The organism is Sutcliffiella rhizosphaerae, assembly GCF_917563925.1.
Taxonomy (GTDB): Bacteria; Bacillota; Bacilli; order Bacillales; family Bacillaceae_I; genus Sutcliffiella_A; species Sutcliffiella_A rhizosphaerae.
Map to the genome: position 1 here is coordinate 167,514 of NZ_CAKJTJ010000005.1, position 17,917 is coordinate 185,430.

Sequence of the window (17,917 nt, forward strand, 5' to 3'; positions counted from 1 at the left end):
AAGTCATTGACTTACTAACAGCCCTTTTTAAAACGATAAGAATGTATTTTTCTATGCGGTGGTCCGAAAGACTCCAAACCTAATTTTCCTTCCCCTTATTGTCCCTTTCTACTTACCAAAAACATATATCCTCCAATAAGTGCAAACATCACTAAGCTGCTTATTATCAGTTGATTGGCATCCGTCAAGTTGGAAAAGCTCAACATATATTCAGGGACAATATAGCAGATAGGCAGAACAATGGAAATCAGTGTCTTACTCCAAATGGAAATTCCAATCAAAAACGAAACGGCCAAACTTGCTACAATGAGATTCCCATAATAGCCGAGCAATATTATTGGTGAATCAATTAAATTCGGAAGAAACGCAAGCGCAAGAAATAAGGTGACAGAAAGTAAGCTCACCATACCTAACAAAAAGAACTCCTTTGATTTGGAGAAAGTATCACTAGCTACGTACTTGAAGGTCCCCATAAAGGCAAGTAATAGAATGACACATACTAGCGGATAACCAATGAGCTCGACTAGAGAGTATTGAAAGCCGCCGAACACGATATCCTTTAGAACAATACCGGAAAAGGCACCAAGGATGATGATTGGAACGTATTTAGCCCAACCCCGAACATCAAAGGACATTTCCTTTGAAATCTGTTCCATGTATTTCTTAGGAGAATTTCCAATAATATGCTCGACACTTTTGTTTTCCTTTTCTGCCTCATATAAATGGACTTCCAGTTCGTCGGTTATTTCATTGATCTCTTTTGTTTTTTTACCACTTGAGAAAAGGTAGACCCGTAAATTTTCTATAAAAGTATGACTCTTTTTCGATAAAGGTAGATTGGTCATTTGTGCTAGCTCCTTTCGGTTAATTGGTGTTGAATTGGCGCTTTAATAGTTTTCCTAAAAGGATTAACAAAAGACCAATGAGAATATTAATCCACCATACGATTTGCACTGCTGGTCCGAAATCAGGAATCAACCAAGCGATTAGCAAGATAATTGCGAAAGATCCTCCTCCATATAACCCAGCTTTCCAATACGCATTTTTATGGCTCTTCTTTTCTTGAAATAATGTAGATCGAATCAAGGAGAAGATTACTTTTACGCCAATAGCAGATGTCAAAAGAACGGGAAGGAATATCGTTAGCAAACTGCTTAGTGAGATAGACTCTTTCACATCAATAAATTTAGAAAGTACTAGATAAATTATTCCAATATTGATAGCGCCAAAGCCGAAAAAATTGAATAGAATCGTCGCGAAAAATGGAATAGTTTTCCGTTTCTTTTCTCTAGGTAACCCTTCAATAATTTCTTCTGCATAAGCTTTTGGGTCATCCCCGAACATATCTTTAGCTGTTCTGCCTTCATGTTGCACTTCAAGCATATGGTCAAGTAGTTCCATTAATAGCTCCTCGCCTTCATGTTCTGCAACACGAAAGTCTGTGCGAATGTATGTCAGAAAGTCCTCATATAATTCCAGATTTTCATCATTCAAAAGCTTTCGTTTTTGATTATTCTCATCGATTAATCTTTTTGTATTTTTCATTCGTTCTCACCTCTTTGCAATAGTTGACTTACTGGACCTGCGATCAGCATCCACTCGTTTGAGATTCGTTCCAGTTCTGCTTTTCCGCTGTCGGTTAAAAAATAATACTTTCGGTTTGGGCCTGATGCGGATGGCCGCATTTCCCCCACAATAAATCCGTTCTTTTGCAGTCGGAGCAGTACAGGATAAATGGTTCCTTCACTGATATCCGGCAATCCGACTTTTTGCAGCAACTGGGATAATTCGTATCCGTAAACGGCCTTTTCTTCTACGATTGCCATCACACAAGCATCAAGGATTCCTTTTAATAGCTGGCTTCGTGCTGCCATTTTTTCACCTACTTTAAATATGGTAAGGGTAACTTGCATAACAAGGTACCGAGGTTCAATAACTGTTAGTAACTTGCATTACATGATACCTTCATTATAAGGATAGCTATCTTGTAATGCAAGGTATTTTATTAAAAAAAAGAACGTAAAATATACAGTTGTTTTTCAATGCAGTTGCTTCGCTTTCTGCGGGTGGTCCGAAAGCCTCTTCGGAGCTGTTCCAATGGAGTATTCCCTTATCCCTTCCTCCCGTATGATAGTGGAAGGGAGGAAGGGGCAAGGAAGCACTTTAGCAAACAAGGAAAATGTGATCTCAATTTCTTCCCATACAAAAGGGGTTCATCCCCAGATTTTAAAACTGTATAACTGATGTGATTGAAAAAGTACTAAAAAAAATTAAGGAAGCTTACCTAATTCCTTTGAGGCATTACGATTAAATCTAAAGTATCTGACTATCCATATTCCAACAAGGGATAGGAGAGTAGAAACTGTAATAATTACCGGTAGAATGCCGGTAATGTTTGCAATCATACTGTATAGAATTCCAAAGACAGCCATCGTGAGTACTACCACAATAAAATGTACTTGACCATTTAAATATGCCATAACCCCGCTACCTGATAAGACAAGAACACCTAATAATAAAACCGCAATCACTGGAAAGAAATATTCCATGTAATGCATAACCTCCGTTATGTTGGTGTAAATAGATATTTATAGTATATCATAAAATAATAAAAAGATTCGCATTATGATATGGGGGACTCATATGATACGGCAGGCTGTAGGAGCTATTGTGAAAGTAAAAGCAAAGTATTTACTGGTTCATAAGGTGAAAATCAACACTAAGGAGGGTAAAAAAAACATATCTGGGTTATGGGATTTTATAAAAGGAGGAGTTAAGGAGAAAGACCAATCTTTACAAGAGGCAATATTAAGAGAATTGAAGGAAGAGACTGGAACAAACTTATTTGAAGTAGAAAAAGAATACAGCAGAAAAATCGAATTCGATTTCCCGCGGGATGTTGCGGAAGAAATAGGGTATCGGTCTCAACTTACAACAATGTTTCTTGTTTCCTTTTACGGTGAGTTATCTGATATTTGTCCACAAGATGATGAAATTGACAATTTTGGTCTTTTTACAAAAGAAGAAGTGTTAAATATGGTATCACATAGTGAAACGAAGAAATATTTTATTGACACTTGTGAAAAGGGAAAATATACTAGTAGGGAATAAAGAAAAGGAAGGTACAAGGTGCGATGTGGAATTAATCTGATTTTTAGGAGTGAACTCATATGGTTAATAAAATGAGGACCCTAGAGAATTGGATTAGTCTGCCCTTTTGTACTTCATGAAAATAGCAATATTTCACAATTGGTAAGATAGTGTTATTTATTCTATTTTATGTTGTCTATATGGTATGGACTTATTCATCAACAACCTCTCTAGGGTTCCTAGGGAGGTTTTTTCTATGATTGATAGGTCTGCTCATTTTTTGTAACACAAACACAAAAAAATAAAATGAGGTGCTATTATTGACAACACTTATTCAAGTAAAACAGTTATCAAAAAGTTTTGGAGAAAGAGAAGTTTTAAAAGATTGCTCTTTTCAAATAAGAAATGGAGAGAAAATTGGGCTAGTAGGTTGGAATGGTACTGGAAAAACGACACTTATCAAATTGTTAAGCGGTTTAATTCATGCTGATACAGGAAGTGTTACAACATTTCCATCCACACTAAGAATAGGATATCTTCCTCAATCAACAGAGTATGAAGTCCACATAGAAAATGAATTATACGAGCATGGTGAAAAGCTGCTACATGCAACGAGTGCACTTGGTTTAGACCGTAACATTACAACAGAGCGAACTAGATATGGAACGCTCAGTGGAGGGGAACGCCTAAAGTTGTCGTTAGCGAAAATATGGGCCAATCAGCCTCAATTTCTATGCTTAGACGAACCGACCAATCATCTTGACATGAGGGGAGTTAATTGGCTTGTGTCAGAAGTGGCAAATTTTGATGGCGCAGCAATCATCATTTCACATGACAGATATTTTTTAGATCAAACAGTTACTAAAATTTTTGAGATTGAGGATAGTCTTTTGACAATTTATGAAGGGAACTATACCGATTTTCGGAAGGAGAAGCAACGACGAATTGATCAGCAGGCATGGGATTACGAGAAGCAGCAGAGAAAGATAAATATGATAGAAAAGCAAGTCTCAAAGCTGAAACAATGGTCTGACAAGGCTCATAGAGATGCAGGAAAGCGGGACAATCCTGGTGAAAGAAAACAAATGGGTTTAAGGGAGCATGAAAGAGTAAAAGCAAAGAAAAAGGATAATCAAGTAAAGTCAAAAATGAAAAGACTGGCTCTCGAACTTTCAAAAAACAAAATGGAAAAGCCAAAAGAAGAACAAAAAGTTCAGTTTGATTTTGAATATAGTGGCAAAAGAGGTAAAAGAATTCTAGAAGCAAAAGGGCTGACCAAAAGCTTCACAACACATACACTTTTTGAAAAAAGTCACTTCTATGTAAAGCATGGTGAAAAAATCGGACTAATTGGAGAAAACGGTGTAGGGAAATCGACATTTATAAAAATGCTTATGGAAGAAGAAGAAATTACAAAAGGATCTCTTTGGAAGAGTGAATCTATAAAAATTGCCTATTTAAGCCAAGACGTTGACGATATGAATGATAATCAAACAGCTCTTGAGTATTTGAACTTAAGTGGGTGGGAGAACACTTCGAGAGCAAGAACTATATTTGCGAATATGGGTATGAAGGAAGAAAAACTCAACAAACCATTGAGTGTTACAAGTCTCGGAGAAAAGACTAGAGTCAAACTTGTTCATATGATTATGCAAGAGTATGATGTGTTGATACTTGATGAACCAACCAATCATTTAGATTTACCGAGTAGAGAACAGCTTGAGAACACATTAACAAGCTATATGGGAACCTTGATCATCATTTCCCATGACCGATATTTTATAGAAAAACTATGTGATAAACTTCTGGTAATCGAAAATAAACGAATAAAGCGAGTGGAAACAGGACTGGGAGATTTTCGTGGACAAAAAGATAAACAACTAGAGCCTTCAAGAAAAGAACACTTGGAAAAACTCGCCATTCTGGAAACGAAAATAACAGAACTACTTGGGAAAATTTGCATCGTAAACAAAGAAAGTGAAGAATATGCAGTATTGGATCGGGAATTAGTAAGCGTAATGGGAATGAAAAAGATGTTAAAAGAAAACGGTTGTGCAAAAAGTAACAATAGGTTATGAAATAAAAGTAAGGATGCAGCTCTAACAGGCTAATTTATTCTAATATAGCAAGCAGGAAAAGGAACATTATTTACTGCTTGCTATATTTAAAGTGTTCTGTCGGATTATTACTGAGTAATAGCTCCTGTATTGTTGTGGTTTCTTCGGTTTTCAATTACTCAGATTCCCATTATTATGGCAACTAGCTCTTCCATTTCAGGTTCAGAATCATAGATAGTAAGACGATAGAAAGCTGATTCAAAAAATGACAAGATGGTTTCAAATTAGGTTAGCTTCAGCTTTTGTCCAACATAAATCGTATTAGATGTAAGATCATTCAGTTCTTTTACCAGTTTTACGGACAACCCATATTTTTGAGCAATTGAATACAATGTGTCCCCTTTTTTCACAGTTATCGAAAAGCTTTCTGGTGCTGGTGAGACATAAAGTGGCTGACCAGCTATAATTATATTATTTGATAGGTTATTCCATTTCCTTAATTGTTCAATAGATGCGTGGTGTTTTTGGGAAATTGAGTATAGGGTATCTCCCTTTTTCACCTCTATGAGGATAGGTTTCTTTACTAAAAGGGTTTGATTTGTATAAATGGTTTCATGAGAAAGTTTATTCCAGGTTTTTAGGTCTTTTACTGTAACACCATATGTCTTTGCAAGAGAGAACAGAGTATCCCCTTTCTTGACTGTGGTAGAAATTACATCTTTTATTACCAAAGTATTTCCTGCCATTATTTTGGAAGAAGATAAGTTATTCATCTCTTTAAGGTCCTCTACTGATACATGATACTTTTTTGCTAAACTGTAAAGAGTATCTCCTTTCTTTATCGTAATAACGTTTTGTTGGGTGTCTTCGGCAGCAGTAGCACTTTCGTGTGAGGCAAGACCGAGACTACTAGAAATTCCAAAAGTAAGTACTAGAGCCAAAGCTAATTTTTGATGCTTTTTCATGTTAAACACTCCCATAGTTTTTAGTTTCATTTACTTTGACGGAGTGCGCAGAAATTTGTCGCTTGTACTAAAGAAATAGGGCTGCCCATTTTTGATTTCTGTAAGATTCAGATAACAAATTGCTACTGATTCCAGCTTTTGCACCATAATCATTATAGTAAGGGGCATAAAAAAAGAACCTGTAAAATCTTCAGGTTCATAAGATAAAAACTATCTGCTAGTCCATTCTGCTAACAAGTCATGTTCCTTTTCCCTGTGTAGCCCTGCTTTTTTCTCTTCTTCCTTGCGAGTTTCTTCCCATTTTAAAACATCATGTACAGTTTCTTCTAACGGCCTAACGGACAGACGTTGTTGAATTGCTTTTTCAATACTAATTGTCCCTGAGCCACGCCATGGTGTTCCTCCTTCAGTAAGAGGGAAATCTTCAGGTATCCATAACGGCAATTCAACCCAAGGCGCTACATGTTGATCAACTAAAAAGCTTTCCTCTACCCAAGATAATTCTGCATTAGATTCAGTTATTCTCTTACAAGTCAATAAGTACTCTTCCATTGTAATGGGGGTGGTAGGGCCTGTGACATTAAAGGTACCAGTCACTTTTTCATCTGCCATTTTTAAAATCCATAAAGCTAAGTCTCTTGCATCAATATATTGTATGTATCTATTTTTACGTCCCGGGGCGAGAACTTCTCCACCTTCTGCTATTCGATTTATCCAATAGGAAAATCGATCAGAATAGTCATAAGGTCCGACCAAAAGTCCAGAACGGACATGAAGCACTTTATTCGGCATATTACTTTCTGAAGCCAATTCACTCTCCGCTTTTAATGCCCCATAGTGTTTATTTATTTCTTCTTGTGTCCCATATCCAATTTTCTCTATTTCTTCTGGAGTCAATGATTGTACAGGATAATCCTCATTAATACTATCAGGGATCCAATCTCTATATACGGAAATACTAGAAACAAATGTGTAATGGTCTACCTTATCGGCTAATACTCTAGTTGATTCTGTTAAAGCTTTCGGTGTGTATCCACATGTATCGATTGCTACATCCCATTTACCATTTTCCAGTAAGGAAAGATCTTTATTACGGTCCCCAATTATCCATTCAGCTTGAGGAAACAGTTCTTGATGATTGCCACGGTTAAAAAGTGTTACTTCATGACCTTGCTTCATTGCTTCTTCTACAATAAATCTACCTAGAAAACGAGTTCCACCGATTATAAGAATTTTCATATGTAAACCTCCTCCAGTAAGATTTTTCTTGTTTTACTTTATTCTACGAATGTCAGGGAAATACCTTTTCCACACATTGAGCAAGCGGAAAAAACAGTATGATTGGAATAAATTCTACTGAAAATTGTAAAGTTAATGAATAGGTTACACGGTTTTTTCTTGTATGTTTCTACTGAAGTACCATTTTAATAATGGCGGCACTACCGTTATGATAAACAATAATCTTATCAGTTGTAGTGAGCTTACTACTGCTGGATCACCACCGACAGATGTTGCAGTAAGAACCATTTCAATAAGACCTCCAGGTGCAACACTCAATATAGCAGTTGGAAGATCTAAAGAAGTAAATGTTGCTAAGGCAACTCCTAGACCAAAAGATACAAAGATTAAGGCAAGAGTTAAACCGAAATAGACAAAGCAGTACTTGCCACCGAGTTTTAAATCTGAAAATGCAATACTTTTTCCCATCCCTATGCCGACTGTAATTTGAGCAAAAATCATGCATAACGATGGTAAGGATGGAAGCTCTACAAGAAAAATGTTCATTAAAGCAGTAACAATTAGGGGAACTATGATAATACCAGCAGGGATTTTTTTACGTAATAGGACACCAAATAAAACTGGAATAAAAAACCATAGGTATTCCCAATTCCAAATATTAAATGTTATCGCTAGTGTGGAGGGATTTCCTGCACCCTCTGTATTAGTAAAGGTATGTAATACAAAAAATGGTACAAAAAATAGTACCGTTAACAAGCGGACTGTTTGAAATATGATAACGAGAGAAGATTTTGCATTTAATGATTCGCTAGCGATCACCATTTCTGAAAGTCCACCAGGAATGGAACCGAACACACTAGTAATTTTGTCGACAGAAATCCATTTTGTCACAAGGATGCTATTTATTATACTTACTAAAATAAGCAAAATAGTTGCCAATACATAAGGAAGCAGATAAGGTCCGACTGTCAACAATGTTTGTTTCGTAAAATAAAGACCGAAAAAGAGACCAAGGATTAAAAAACCACTTTGTCTTAAAGGTTCAGGACAATATATAGATCGCTTGAAAAAACCTTGATAAAACATGATGAATGTCAGCGAACCAAGCACCCAAGGTAAAGGAAGGTTAAAAAAATAAAAAATAGCCCCTCCGAGCGTTCCTAAAATGTAGGCCTCTACTAGTAGTAAGAAAGGAATATTTCGCATCCCTAAACACTCCTTTGATTGAATAAAGTAATTGTAACACAAATATATTCATCTTATTGTTTTATTTTTCGTGAATCGAAATAATAGAAGTAGGTAAAGGGATTTAAAGAAATATTTCAGAGCGTTTTACATTTACAGAAAACCATTTCATTGACACTGGTCATAAAAAGTCATAAACTACTAAGGTTGTTAGTGTATTACATGAAAAAAAGAAAATAGGAAGTAGTGAGATTATGACATCAGAACAAAAAAAGAAAATGATTGTTTTAATGATAAATATGTTTATTGCCATTGGTAGCTTTGGTATTATTATTCCTATTTTACCAGCTTATCTCGCTTCCATTGGTGAAGGTGGTTTGGCAGCCGGTTTAATGATCGCTATTTTTGCTGGAGCACAGTTTTTCATGTCACCGATTGCAGGTAAATGGGCTGATCAATACGGCAGAAGAATCATGATTATTTTAGGACTAGCAGGATTGACGCTGTCGATGTTTGTTTTTTATGCCTTTGATTCCGTTTGGATGCTTTATTTTTCACGTATAATAGGTGGTGCTGGTGCTGCGTTATTAATACCCGCATTATTTGCTTATGTGGCTGATATCACAAGCTTAGAGCAACGTGCAAAAGGAAATAGTTATATTTCAGCATCCATGTCTTTGGGAATTGTAATTGGTCCTGGTATCGGGGGATTTCTTGCGGAGTATGGATTGAAGATGCCACTTCTAGTTTCGGCGTTGATTTCATTAGTTGCAACGATATTTTCTATTTTAGTATTAAAGGAAAGTAGAGAAGTAGCAGAAGTAGCTCACGTTCAAGAGTCAGAATCTATGATTAAAAAAATAGCGTTATCTGTAAAGAAGCCTTACTTTATCCCATTAATTATTACATTAGTAATGAGCTTCGGATTAATGGCATATGAATCTGTGTTAGGATTATTTATTGATAATCAATTTGGTGCAACACCAAAGGAAATAGCGATAATGATAACTGCTACAGGGATCATTAGTGTGATTGTTCAGCTATTTGTAGTTGATCGGATTGTAAGAGCCATTGGTGAAGGGAATGTTCTAAATACATTTTTAATTGTTGCAGCAATAGGATTCTTCTTGTCTTTATTTGCCTCAAGCTACAGTATCTTTTTCGGAATTACACTTATTATTTTCTTAGCAACCTCAATCTTAAGGCCAGTTATTAATACGTTGATATCAAAGCTTGCAGGAAATGAACAAGGGTTTGCTATGGGAATGAACAATGCTTACATGAGTATCGGAAACGTTCTTGGACCAACCTTGGCCGGAATACTTTATGACGTGAACTTAATTTATCCATTTTTGCTTGGATTAGTAATTTTAAGTATTACTATCTTTGTTTCTTTCTTATGGCAATCTAAAGAAAAAAAGAAGCTTATGAGTTTAGAGACAAAATGAAAGTAAAGTAAGTAAATGAAAATTTCTATTTACTTTTTACCAAAATTAACATATATTTAGATTAATCATTTATCAAAATAGAAAGCGAGGGATGTTATATGAGTAAATTAATTGTTAATAAATGCAACCAATTAAATATATTCACACAGCCCTTGCAGTGGAAAGAATAATTCTTTCAATAGAAAATAGATCTACTGCGGGCTGTGTAATTAAAAGCCCATGGTGAACAAAAGCGAAGATTAATTGATTGTTAAATTAACTTGTTTTAAATAAAGACCGTGAGAGCGGTCTTTTTGTTTTGCCCAAAATTCTATTTTCCATTGGAGGAAATTAATTTGAAAAGAAAAGATTTAGGTTGGAATGAGTATTTTGAAAAGGAATTCAAACAGTATGCAGAAGAAAGTTACTCAGTAGGAAGAGTAATGCTTGAACATAAACGTATGTACCGCCTAGCAACAGAATCAGGCGAATATTTAGCTGAAGTTTCTGGGAAGTATCGTTATAGTGCATTTGACAGAGAAGATTTCCCTGCAGTTGGTGATTGGGTGGTTATAAGTGAACGAAGTAATGAAAACAAAGCTACTATTCATGCACTATTGGCGAGATTCAGTAAATTTTCTAGAAAAGCAGCCGGCTTAATAACAGAAGAACAGATTGTTGCTGCAAATGTAGATACTGTTTTTCTTGTTCAATCACTAAATGAAGATTTCAATGCAAGAAGATTAGAAAGATATTTAGTTATGGCATGGGAAAGTGGTGCAAATCCAGTTATCGTCTTAACGAAAGCAGATTTATGTCAAGACATTGAAGAAAAGATAGAAGAAATAGACAAAGTAGCATTTGGAATTCCTGTTCATATAGTAAGTGTTAAAACAGCCACAGGCGTTGAAGAACTAAATTCTTATTTTATAGCTGGAAAAACGGTTGCTTTGCTTGGTTCTTCTGGGACAGGTAAATCCACACTGACAAACTATTTACTAGGCGAAGAGAAACAAATAGTACAAGAAGTGAGAGAAGATGATGATAGAGGTCGTCATACTACGACGTACAGGGAACTACACGTATTACCATCCGGTGGACTTATTTTAGATACCCCAGGAATGAGGGAACTTCAGTTATGGGAAGCGGATTCTGCACTAAGTCAAAGCTTTCAGGATATTGAATCCCTTTCTGAAAGGTGTTATTTTCGTGATTGTACACACAAAAACGAACCAAATTGTGCAGTTCAAGAAGCCATTGAAAAGGGGGAGCTTGATAATTCCCGTTATCAAAGTTACGTAAAACTGCAAAGAGAATTAGCATATTTGGAACGAAAGAATGACAAGCTTGCTCAACAGGCAGAAAAGCAAAAGTGGAAAAAAGTCACTTCTGGAGTCCGAAAATGGAAGAAGGGTAAATAGGAAGGTTGAATTGGAAAACCTTGATTATTTTTTACTTTACAAGTAGCAAGAAATAATCGTTAAGGCGTGTTCTTGTTAGTTTAATGTTAAGGTCGAATTTTCAAGCAGCTTGCAAATGAAAAACCCAAAACCCAATGAAAAATGCCAATTGAAAAGAAGTCCAAGCTTGGACTTCTTTTCAAAAAAGTTAGGCTGTAATGCTAATCTTGTCAACACGTTTCATAAAGGAAACAGAAAGAGTGTTGAATGTTTCACTCTCCTCTATATTGCAAACATGTCCACATTTTGGAATTACTTCTATTGATGCATTTCTCTCATGATTTACATAATTAATAGTGTTGTGTAAAAACATATGATCTTCTGATCCAGAGATATATAGTTTCGGTATACTGTTTTTCTTTTCCTTTAAGCGATCGAAAGTGGTGTAACCGTCCAAACCTGCTAATACCCAACCAAGGTAAGTTTCTTTTGACAATTTGTAAGCTTCCTTAATAAATGCTTCTCTAGAACTGGAATGATTTCTTTTCGGTAGTAATACTCGAGCAAAAATCCGGTATGGTACCATATGAGGCAGGATTTTTCGAAGTGGATAAAATACAGATAATCTGCAAAGAAACTCTCCCCATTTTTTAAGTTTGGGAGTAGCTCCTCCGAGAACCATAGATTTAATAATTTCTGGTTTTCGAATGGCGATTTCCTGCATAATGATGGTTCCTAGTGATAATCCCACAAAGTGTGCAGTTTTTATTTTTAAGTGATTGATTATTTCTATCGTTTTTTCAGCAGAATACTCAAAAAGATTTACATCTCGTTGATAAGGAGATTTTCCATGTCCAGGGAAATCTAACAGAAGAAGGTTATATTCTGAGCGGAATGCTTTCAGTTGTTTGTAGAAGATGGAGGAGTTCCCACCAAAACCATGAAATAGTACAATCCACTCTTTCGATTTTGGATGACTCATTGTTTTATAATACATATTTGTCCTCACTTATCTTGCGTTTTTAAAATCAACATTCTATACCCATAAGTTGGGCAAAAAAAACTTGCAAATTCAAGTATACACTTACATTACCAGGTTTCTCAACCTGCAAATTCTTACTATTTTGTGAATAGATAAAGGAGAGTTAAAAATGTATACCAAATATATGGATCCAGATTCGTTTATGAAGGGACCATTAATTTTTTCGTCTACCCATCTAATAGCTTTGATTATCACTATATTTCTAATAATAACTCTCTACAACGTAAGAAACTTCCAACTTATAAAGGGAATTGGTAGATGGGGACTTGTTATTTTTTTAGTTGGATCAGAACTATGGTTGAATTATTGGTATTTTATAACAGATATGTGGGATATTCGTTATACGTTGCCACTTCAATTGTGTTCTATTAGCTTATATATTTGTACATGGATGCTATTAACAAAACAAAAATGGGCTTTTGAGTTAGCATATTTTTTGGGGCTAGGAGGGGCAATACAGGCATTATTAACCCCAGAACTATTTTACGATTTTCCTCATTTACGTTTTATCCATTTTTTTGTTGCACATATTGCGATAGTTTTGGCAGTATTCTATATGCTTTGGGTAGAAAAATACCGAATTAAAATTAAATCAATGTGGATAGCTTTTTTCGTATTACAAGGAATAGCAGTATTCGTATTTTTCATTAATACCTTTACAGGTGGAAATTACATGTTTCTTGCCAAAAAGCCTGCAAATGCTAGTCTTATTGATTATTTAGGACCGTATCCTTGGTATATAATTTCATTGGAAATACTTGTACTTGTAATCTTCCTCTTACTATATCTTCCCTTTTATATTCTAGGAAAAAAAGATGAGAATGAAAAACGTTTGGAAGTCTAGCTCCAAACGTTTTAATATTTTCGTATTGTTTTTACTACATATTTATATACACCAAAAAAGATCAATGAAAAAACGATAATCACTAATATATCGATAAGCAACCCCATTAAAAAGAAACCTCCGAAGCATTTTTCTCCATTTTATCTGCATTTTTGGAAGTTTGCAAACTAATGAATAAAGGAACGTCCACTTTAATAGTGCAAATCTACTAATTTAATCATAATGAACGGTAAGAGCAAAAAACAAAAAAGATTATGTGTTACACTATGGTTAAGTCGTATTTTGGAGGTGTCATCTTGAAAATCAATGTATTTCTTGATGATAGTCGTAGATGTCCTGAAGGGTATATTCTCGCAGAAGACATTGACCAATGCCTCGCCTTGTTAGAGAATCATGCCATCGCGCATCTCTCTTTGGATCATGACTTAGTTAACAGAAGAAGGAATGGTCTGCTTCTCGTAGAAAAAATGGTTGAGTACGAGTTGTATGCGGATCGAATTACAATTCATTCCGCAAACTCGGTTGGGAGTAAAGCAATGTTCCATCATTTGAAAAAAGCGCAAGCTGAGTACAAAATGCCGAATCATATTAAAGTTTTGTTGAGACCACTTCCGCTCTAAGGGCTACTTCGCAAGTCCCACAACATACCGCCAGATGGGTTCGTTCCACTCTTTATAAACCGAATCTTACACCATGACGAAAAATCCATTATTATAGAAGCAACTAATTATTAACAATGATAAAACGATTAAAACTGGGCGGACTCAACCACTGTTCAGTTTTTTTGCTTTTGTTATAAATTATGAAATAATAAAAGTTGAAGAAGAGGAGGAGATCAGTTGGAAAAAATAAATGATTATTTGAAATCTAATATGAATATATTATTTGTTGGCTTCAACCCAAGTATTCTTTCCGGAAAAGTTGGACATCATTATGCCAATCCAAATAACAGATTTTGGCGTATACTCTTTGAAGCCGGGATAACGCCACGAAAATATGCTCCAACAGAAGACTTTAAGCTTTTGGAGCTAAATTATGGACTTACTAATATCGTTTCCAGGCCAACAGTAGGCGCTGCTGATATAACGAAAAAAGAATATCAAGAAGGAAGAGCAGAATTGTTAGAAAAAATCCTTTATTATCGACCGAAAATAGTTTGTTATGTTGGGAAAGGCGTTTATCAAGAGTTTAGTGGTAAGCGCAAAGTTGAATGGGGATTACAAAAAACTTCAATAGTAGATGGAACACTGGACTTTGTTGCACCTTCTTCTAGTGGCCTTGTAAGAATGAAAAAAGGAGAAATTGTTTCAATATACAAAAAATTGATGGTTATATTGGATCGTATACTTTGTAAATAATCTTATAGATAAGATCGATAGAAATATGTCGGTATCGTGGATTCAGCACCGTGATAATAGCCAGAAATTTCCATTCAAGACGAGATTTTTTATTGAAACGAAACATATCATAAATCGTATAGTAATCTTAGAGGAAAATAGCAATAAAAAATTCAGAATGGGAGGATAAACCGAAATGCAGATAATTTTATTAATAATTTTATTCGGACTATGCTTGTATGGTTTTAATTGGCTAATGGGATACAGAAAAGACCATATTACCATTGATTTTGATGAGCGGTATACGGATTTTAGAGAATATATTAAAGCGATAGAGGATGAACTTGTCGAACAAGGGAGAAAGGTCAGTTATAAAGGAAATCGAAATTTTATCATTGATGACCGTTCCTATATTTTCATAGAACGGAATGTTTCAATGGGAGGCTTCCCTGTCCAAAGAACGATTTTGAAACCTGAAAAATGACATAGTTGTTTCATTCATAGTACGCTATCCTATGACAAGGTAGCTTCTTTTCTTGACGATAAATCAGTATTATTATGTGTTCACTAAGATAAGAAAAACGCTCCTTCCGAAAAAACGGGAGAAGTGTTTTTTTATTTATCTAAGGCTGTTTTCTTAAAGATTGTTGCTATTAACTAAATGACAAGAAAAGAGCGCGACAGTAACGATTTAATCGTGTATCTAATTATATTCGGAAAAGCCACAAAGTTTGCGATAAATTATTAGTAGATTAGTCGAAATTTACAGTAGAGAATAAGAAACGAGCTGCCTCCATGTATTGATTCGACACCAATTACACTAGAGGGACTTGGGGTGAGGGCAAGTCTTTTTTATGCCCATATAAAAATAAGTGCAGGACTCTGCATTTCTTATTTGCAAAGGCCAGCACTTTTATTTTGCAATAAACAAAAGAATAGTAATGTCTATATTTTATATAGCTCGAAATATAATAAAAACATTGATTAATATTAACCTGACCAATGAAACATCAAACCCATCATTACCAACAGGCTCTCTTGTGCTCATATAAGCAGGGAATGCTTGCTTCTATAGTGGATTGCTCGTTGCTTAAATGAACCATGAAGAAACAAGAGTTTTTTTAACTAATTATTGTATCATCCTCAAAAAGACGAAGAGGAGATGCAATCTTACTGAGATATAATGTGAAAGCTAATCCTTTAATTCGAAGGTGAAAAATTGAGGTTTGGTGTTTATGTTAAAAATGATTAACAAAACTTCTTATTTAAAAGCATAAAACACTTCTTCCGATAAACGGGAGAAGTGTAATTTTCACCTAAGTATGTTCGCTTCAGGTAATGTTAATGCACCTGCTAATGTTGGCCTAATTGATACCTCATTAAAGGATATCCCTAACTGGACAGTTGTTTGGGCAATTTCTGGACGAATTCCTGAAAGTGTAGTTTTGACGCCAATAAGGTTTAAGGCTTTTAAAAGGTTGAAAATTTGGTCTGCAACAAGAGTATCTATTATTACGACACCAGATAAATCTATATATAGATGATTGATGCCTTTTTCGCCACATTGTTCGAGTGTGTGCTCAAGAATAAACTTTGCACGAGTTGTATCAATGTCACCTACAAGTGGGAGAAGAGCACGATTGTTATCCAATGCTATCACTGGAGAACTTAGCTCTTGAATCATCTCCTGTTGTGCTTGAAGTCGTTCATTGGAGTATTTCTGATTTTCTTCGACGAACTTCAATACTACATTATCAAATGCTTTAATAATGACATGATTCCATCTTAATTCTCTTTCCTTCTCTTCTTGATGCTCTTGAACAAATTCAGCTATAAATTCCAGATATTGTCCACGCACACGAAAGAATTCGTGTAGCGTAATATGGATTGGTGTGTTTAAATGTTCCTCATCTTGAGCAACGGTTTGAATCCATTCTTCAAAGTTATGAAAAAAATTATCTTCTTCTTCAATAAATATCTTACATAAATGCAAGTGGAAATCAAAATTTTGCTTCTTTAATGTCTTAATTACTAGTGGGTCTGTTGAAGCGTAAACTCCTACTGTAGCGCTCTTGTCTAATGATTCATACCATTCATCTGTAAGAACTTTAGCTTTATCCAGTAAAAAATTATGTAAGTCTTTATTTCGATGCATATATATTCCCCCAATTCAGTCATCTTTACCCGCTTTTAATAAAAATTAAACTTTGTTAGTACCCTTTTTTATAATTAACTAAATTAATTAGTTCATTATTTTCATTTATATATTTTTTAAGATTAGGTAAAAATATATTTTCTATTACCCGTTTTGTATAATGTTGCGTGGATCCAGATGTGTGAGGAGTGACGATTACATTTTCCATTGTCCAAAGTGGACTATTCTTATCTAATGGTTCATTTTCAAAAACATCCAACCCTGCTCCAGCAATTTCTTTATTATTAAGAGCATGTATTAAAGCTTCTTCATCAATTACTTCACCACGTCCTATGTTAATAAGGAAAGCTGAATCCTTCATTAGAATAAATTCATTTTTACCAATTAACTTATTGGTTTCTTGTGTCAAAGGAACCGTAATTACAATATAGTCACATTGAGGTAATACTTCTTTAAGCTCTCTTGGAGTGTACATTTTATCGACATACTCGTGTGAAACACCAGAGTGTCTAACTCCGAGGACATTCATGCGAAATGCTTTAGCTATTTTAGCTGTTTCTTGACCAATTTCACCAACGCCAATAATACCAATCGTTTTTTCATGAATTTCCATATTCATATGCGCATGGTGCCATTCCTTCGTTTGTTGCTGTCTTACATATGTATGAATTTTTCGTGTTAATCCAAGCATCATAGCAAAGATTGTTTCGGAAATTGGATAAGCATGAACTCCATTAGCACTTGTTAGCAGTACCCCTTTTTCGTCCAAAGCATTCAATGGCATACTATTTACACCTGCACTCCACGATTGAATCCATCGTAGTTTGGACTCATTATGTAGAACATGTTTTTGTAACTCTTTTTTCCAACCTACAATAACTTCAGCATTTTTTGCATGAGCTGTCCACAATTCTTCCTCTTTTCCAGCCACCACCTTCCATTCAGGTAGAATTTCATTTAATTGATGTAAATATTCTTCTCCAATATTGTGTGTCACAAGCAATAGTCGTTTCCCCATGGTTGCATAAACTCCTTTATTATAGTCTTTGCTTTATATTATCAGATAATCGATAATTATTTGAAAATTATATGCTCGTTTTCGAGGTGTTTTGCTAGAAAGTGTCGAATACATGATCCATCAACAGGATTAATTTTACTTTACCATAATAAGGTCTA

Annotated in this window: 18 protein-coding genes; 8 read left to right on the forward strand and 10 right to left on the reverse strand. The window is 35.0% G+C overall.

Features of this window, described 5'->3' with window-relative positions; translation table 11 throughout:
* Positions 1-95: 95 nt before the first annotated feature.
* From LRP81_RS07040 to LRP81_RS07055, 4 genes are all read right to left on the reverse strand, one after another.
* On the reverse strand, positions 96-845 hold the full coding sequence (locus LRP81_RS07040) for an HAAS domain-containing protein (RefSeq protein WP_230500550.1): 750 nt from the start codon (positions 843-845) through the stop codon (positions 96-98).
* A gap of 19 nt (positions 846-864) precedes the next feature.
* Complete coding sequence (locus LRP81_RS07045) at positions 865-1,545, reverse strand: DUF1129 family protein (protein ID WP_230500551.1); 681 nt, start codon at positions 1,543-1,545, stop codon at positions 865-867.
* On the reverse strand, positions 1,542-1,874 hold the full coding sequence (locus tag LRP81_RS07050) for a PadR family transcriptional regulator (protein WP_230500552.1): 333 nt from the start codon (positions 1,872-1,874) through the stop codon (positions 1,542-1,544). The genes LRP81_RS07045 and LRP81_RS07050 overlap by 4 nt, the downstream gene beginning before the upstream one ends.
* A gap of 396 nt (positions 1,875-2,270) precedes the next feature.
* Entirely contained in the window at positions 2,271-2,549 is a 279-nt protein-coding gene (locus tag LRP81_RS07055; RefSeq protein WP_230500553.1) for a hypothetical protein, read from the reverse strand.
* Between the two features lie 94 nt (positions 2,550-2,643).
* Between LRP81_RS07055 and LRP81_RS07060 the strand changes: the two genes are divergently transcribed.
* Both LRP81_RS07060 and abc-f read left to right on the forward strand, forming a co-directional pair.
* Positions 2,644-3,111: an NUDIX domain-containing protein gene (locus LRP81_RS07060; protein WP_230500554.1), complete on the forward strand. Its 468-nt coding sequence runs from the start codon at positions 2,644-2,646 to the stop codon at positions 3,109-3,111.
* A 299-nt stretch (positions 3,112-3,410) separates the two neighbouring features.
* The gene (abc-f, locus tag LRP81_RS07065) at positions 3,411-5,168 is read left to right on the forward strand and encodes a ribosomal protection-like ABC-F family protein (RefSeq protein ID WP_230500555.1); all 1,758 of its coding nucleotides are present in this window, start codon (positions 3,411-3,413) and stop codon (positions 5,166-5,168) included.
* 263 nt (positions 5,169-5,431) lie between these two features.
* Here abc-f and LRP81_RS07070 read toward each other — a convergent pair whose 3' ends face one another.
* From LRP81_RS07070 to LRP81_RS07080, 3 genes are all read right to left on the reverse strand, one after another.
* Positions 5,432-6,112, reverse strand: coding sequence for a LysM peptidoglycan-binding domain-containing protein (locus tag LRP81_RS07070; protein ID WP_230500556.1), 681 nt, complete (start codon positions 6,110-6,112; stop codon positions 5,432-5,434).
* Positions 6,113-6,322: 210 nt separating this feature from the next.
* Positions 6,323-7,351 carry a Rossmann-fold NAD(P)-binding domain-containing protein gene (locus LRP81_RS07075; protein ID WP_230500557.1) on the reverse strand — a complete coding sequence of 343 codons (1,029 nt, stop codon included), beginning with the start codon at positions 7,349-7,351 and terminating at the stop codon, positions 6,323-6,325.
* 144 nt (positions 7,352-7,495) lie between these two features.
* Positions 7,496-8,557 carry an AbrB family transcriptional regulator gene (locus LRP81_RS07080; RefSeq protein ID WP_230500558.1) on the reverse strand — a complete coding sequence of 354 codons (1,062 nt, stop codon included), beginning with the start codon at positions 8,555-8,557 and terminating at the stop codon, positions 7,496-7,498.
* Between the two features lie 233 nt (positions 8,558-8,790).
* On the opposite strand from LRP81_RS07080, the gene LRP81_RS07085 reads away from it, so the two are divergent.
* Both LRP81_RS07085 and rsgA read left to right on the forward strand, forming a co-directional pair.
* Complete coding sequence (locus LRP81_RS07085) at positions 8,791-9,984, forward strand: MFS transporter (RefSeq protein ID WP_230500559.1); 1,194 nt, start codon at positions 8,791-8,793, stop codon at positions 9,982-9,984.
* A gap of 335 nt (positions 9,985-10,319) precedes the next feature.
* Positions 10,320-11,384 carry a ribosome small subunit-dependent GTPase A gene (gene rsgA, locus LRP81_RS07090; RefSeq protein ID WP_230500560.1) on the forward strand — a complete coding sequence of 355 codons (1,065 nt, stop codon included), beginning with the start codon at positions 10,320-10,322 and terminating at the stop codon, positions 11,382-11,384.
* Positions 11,385-11,571: 187 nt separating this feature from the next.
* Here the strand turns inward: rsgA and LRP81_RS07095 are convergent, their stop codons facing one another.
* Entirely contained in the window at positions 11,572-12,360 is a 789-nt protein-coding gene (locus tag LRP81_RS07095) for an alpha/beta fold hydrolase (RefSeq protein WP_230500561.1), read from the reverse strand.
* Positions 12,361-12,514: 154 nt separating this feature from the next.
* Between LRP81_RS07095 and LRP81_RS07100 the strand changes: the two genes are divergently transcribed.
* From LRP81_RS07100 to LRP81_RS07115, 4 genes are all read left to right on the forward strand, one after another.
* Positions 12,515-13,249, forward strand: coding sequence for a YwaF family protein (locus tag LRP81_RS07100; protein ID WP_230500562.1), 735 nt, complete (start codon positions 12,515-12,517; stop codon positions 13,247-13,249).
* Positions 13,250-13,545: 296 nt separating this feature from the next.
* Positions 13,546-13,869, forward strand: a complete 324-nt coding sequence (locus LRP81_RS07105; RefSeq protein WP_230500563.1) for a cyclic-phosphate processing receiver domain-containing protein — start codon at positions 13,546-13,548, stop codon at positions 13,867-13,869.
* A 219-nt stretch (positions 13,870-14,088) separates the two neighbouring features.
* Positions 14,089-14,607: a mismatch-specific DNA-glycosylase gene (locus LRP81_RS07110; protein ID WP_230500564.1), complete on the forward strand. Its 519-nt coding sequence runs from the start codon at positions 14,089-14,091 to the stop codon at positions 14,605-14,607.
* Positions 14,608-14,782: 175 nt separating this feature from the next.
* Entirely contained in the window at positions 14,783-15,070 is a 288-nt protein-coding gene (locus tag LRP81_RS07115; RefSeq protein WP_230500565.1) for a hypothetical protein, read from the forward strand.
* Between the two features lie 828 nt (positions 15,071-15,898).
* On the opposite strand, the gene LRP81_RS07120 is transcribed toward LRP81_RS07115, so the two are convergent.
* Both LRP81_RS07120 and LRP81_RS07125 read right to left on the reverse strand, forming a co-directional pair.
* Positions 15,899-16,741, reverse strand: a complete 843-nt coding sequence (locus LRP81_RS07120; RefSeq protein WP_230500566.1) for an STAS domain-containing protein — start codon at positions 16,739-16,741, stop codon at positions 15,899-15,901.
* A 55-nt stretch (positions 16,742-16,796) separates the two neighbouring features.
* Positions 16,797-17,759 (reverse strand): D-2-hydroxyacid dehydrogenase, encoded by a 963-nt coding sequence (locus tag LRP81_RS07125; protein WP_230500567.1) that lies wholly within the window; start codon positions 17,757-17,759, stop codon positions 16,797-16,799.
* Positions 17,760-17,917 lie beyond the last annotated feature (158 nt).

Coding starts and splice junctions, on each gene's coding strand:
- LRP81_RS07040 (WP_230500550.1), bottom strand. CDS start 845: ATGACCAATCTACCTTTATCGAAAAAGAGTCATACTTTTATAGAAAAT.
- LRP81_RS07045 (WP_230500551.1), bottom strand. CDS start 1,545: ATGAAAAATACAAAAAGATTAATCGATGAGAATAATCAAAAACGAAAG.
- LRP81_RS07050 (WP_230500552.1), bottom strand. CDS start 1,874: ATGGCAGCACGAAGCCAGCTATTAAAAGGAATCCTTGATGCTTGTGTG.
- LRP81_RS07055 (WP_230500553.1), bottom strand. CDS start 2,549: ATGGAATATTTCTTTCCAGTGATTGCGGTTTTATTATTAGGTGTTCTT.
- LRP81_RS07060 (WP_230500554.1), top strand. CDS start 2,644: ATGATACGGCAGGCTGTAGGAGCTATTGTGAAAGTAAAAGCAAAGTAT.
- LRP81_RS07070 (WP_230500556.1), bottom strand. CDS start 6,112: ATGAAAAAGCATCAAAAATTAGCTTTGGCTCTAGTACTTACTTTTGGA.
- LRP81_RS07075 (WP_230500557.1), bottom strand. CDS start 7,351: ATGAAAATTCTTATAATCGGTGGAACTCGTTTTCTAGGTAGATTTATT.
- LRP81_RS07080 (WP_230500558.1), bottom strand. CDS start 8,557: ATGCGAAATATTCCTTTCTTACTACTAGTAGAGGCCTACATTTTAGGA.
- LRP81_RS07085 (WP_230500559.1), top strand. CDS start 8,791: ATGACATCAGAACAAAAAAAGAAAATGATTGTTTTAATGATAAATATG.
- LRP81_RS07095 (WP_230500561.1), bottom strand. CDS start 12,360: ATGTATTATAAAACAATGAGTCATCCAAAATCGAAAGAGTGGATTGTA.
- LRP81_RS07100 (WP_230500562.1), top strand. CDS start 12,515: ATGTATACCAAATATATGGATCCAGATTCGTTTATGAAGGGACCATTA.
- LRP81_RS07115 (WP_230500565.1), top strand. CDS start 14,783: ATGCAGATAATTTTATTAATAATTTTATTCGGACTATGCTTGTATGGT.
- LRP81_RS07120 (WP_230500566.1), bottom strand. CDS start 16,741: ATGCATCGAAATAAAGACTTACATAATTTTTTACTGGATAAAGCTAAA.
- LRP81_RS07125 (WP_230500567.1), bottom strand. CDS start 17,759: ATGGGGAAACGACTATTGCTTGTGACACACAATATTGGAGAAGAATAT.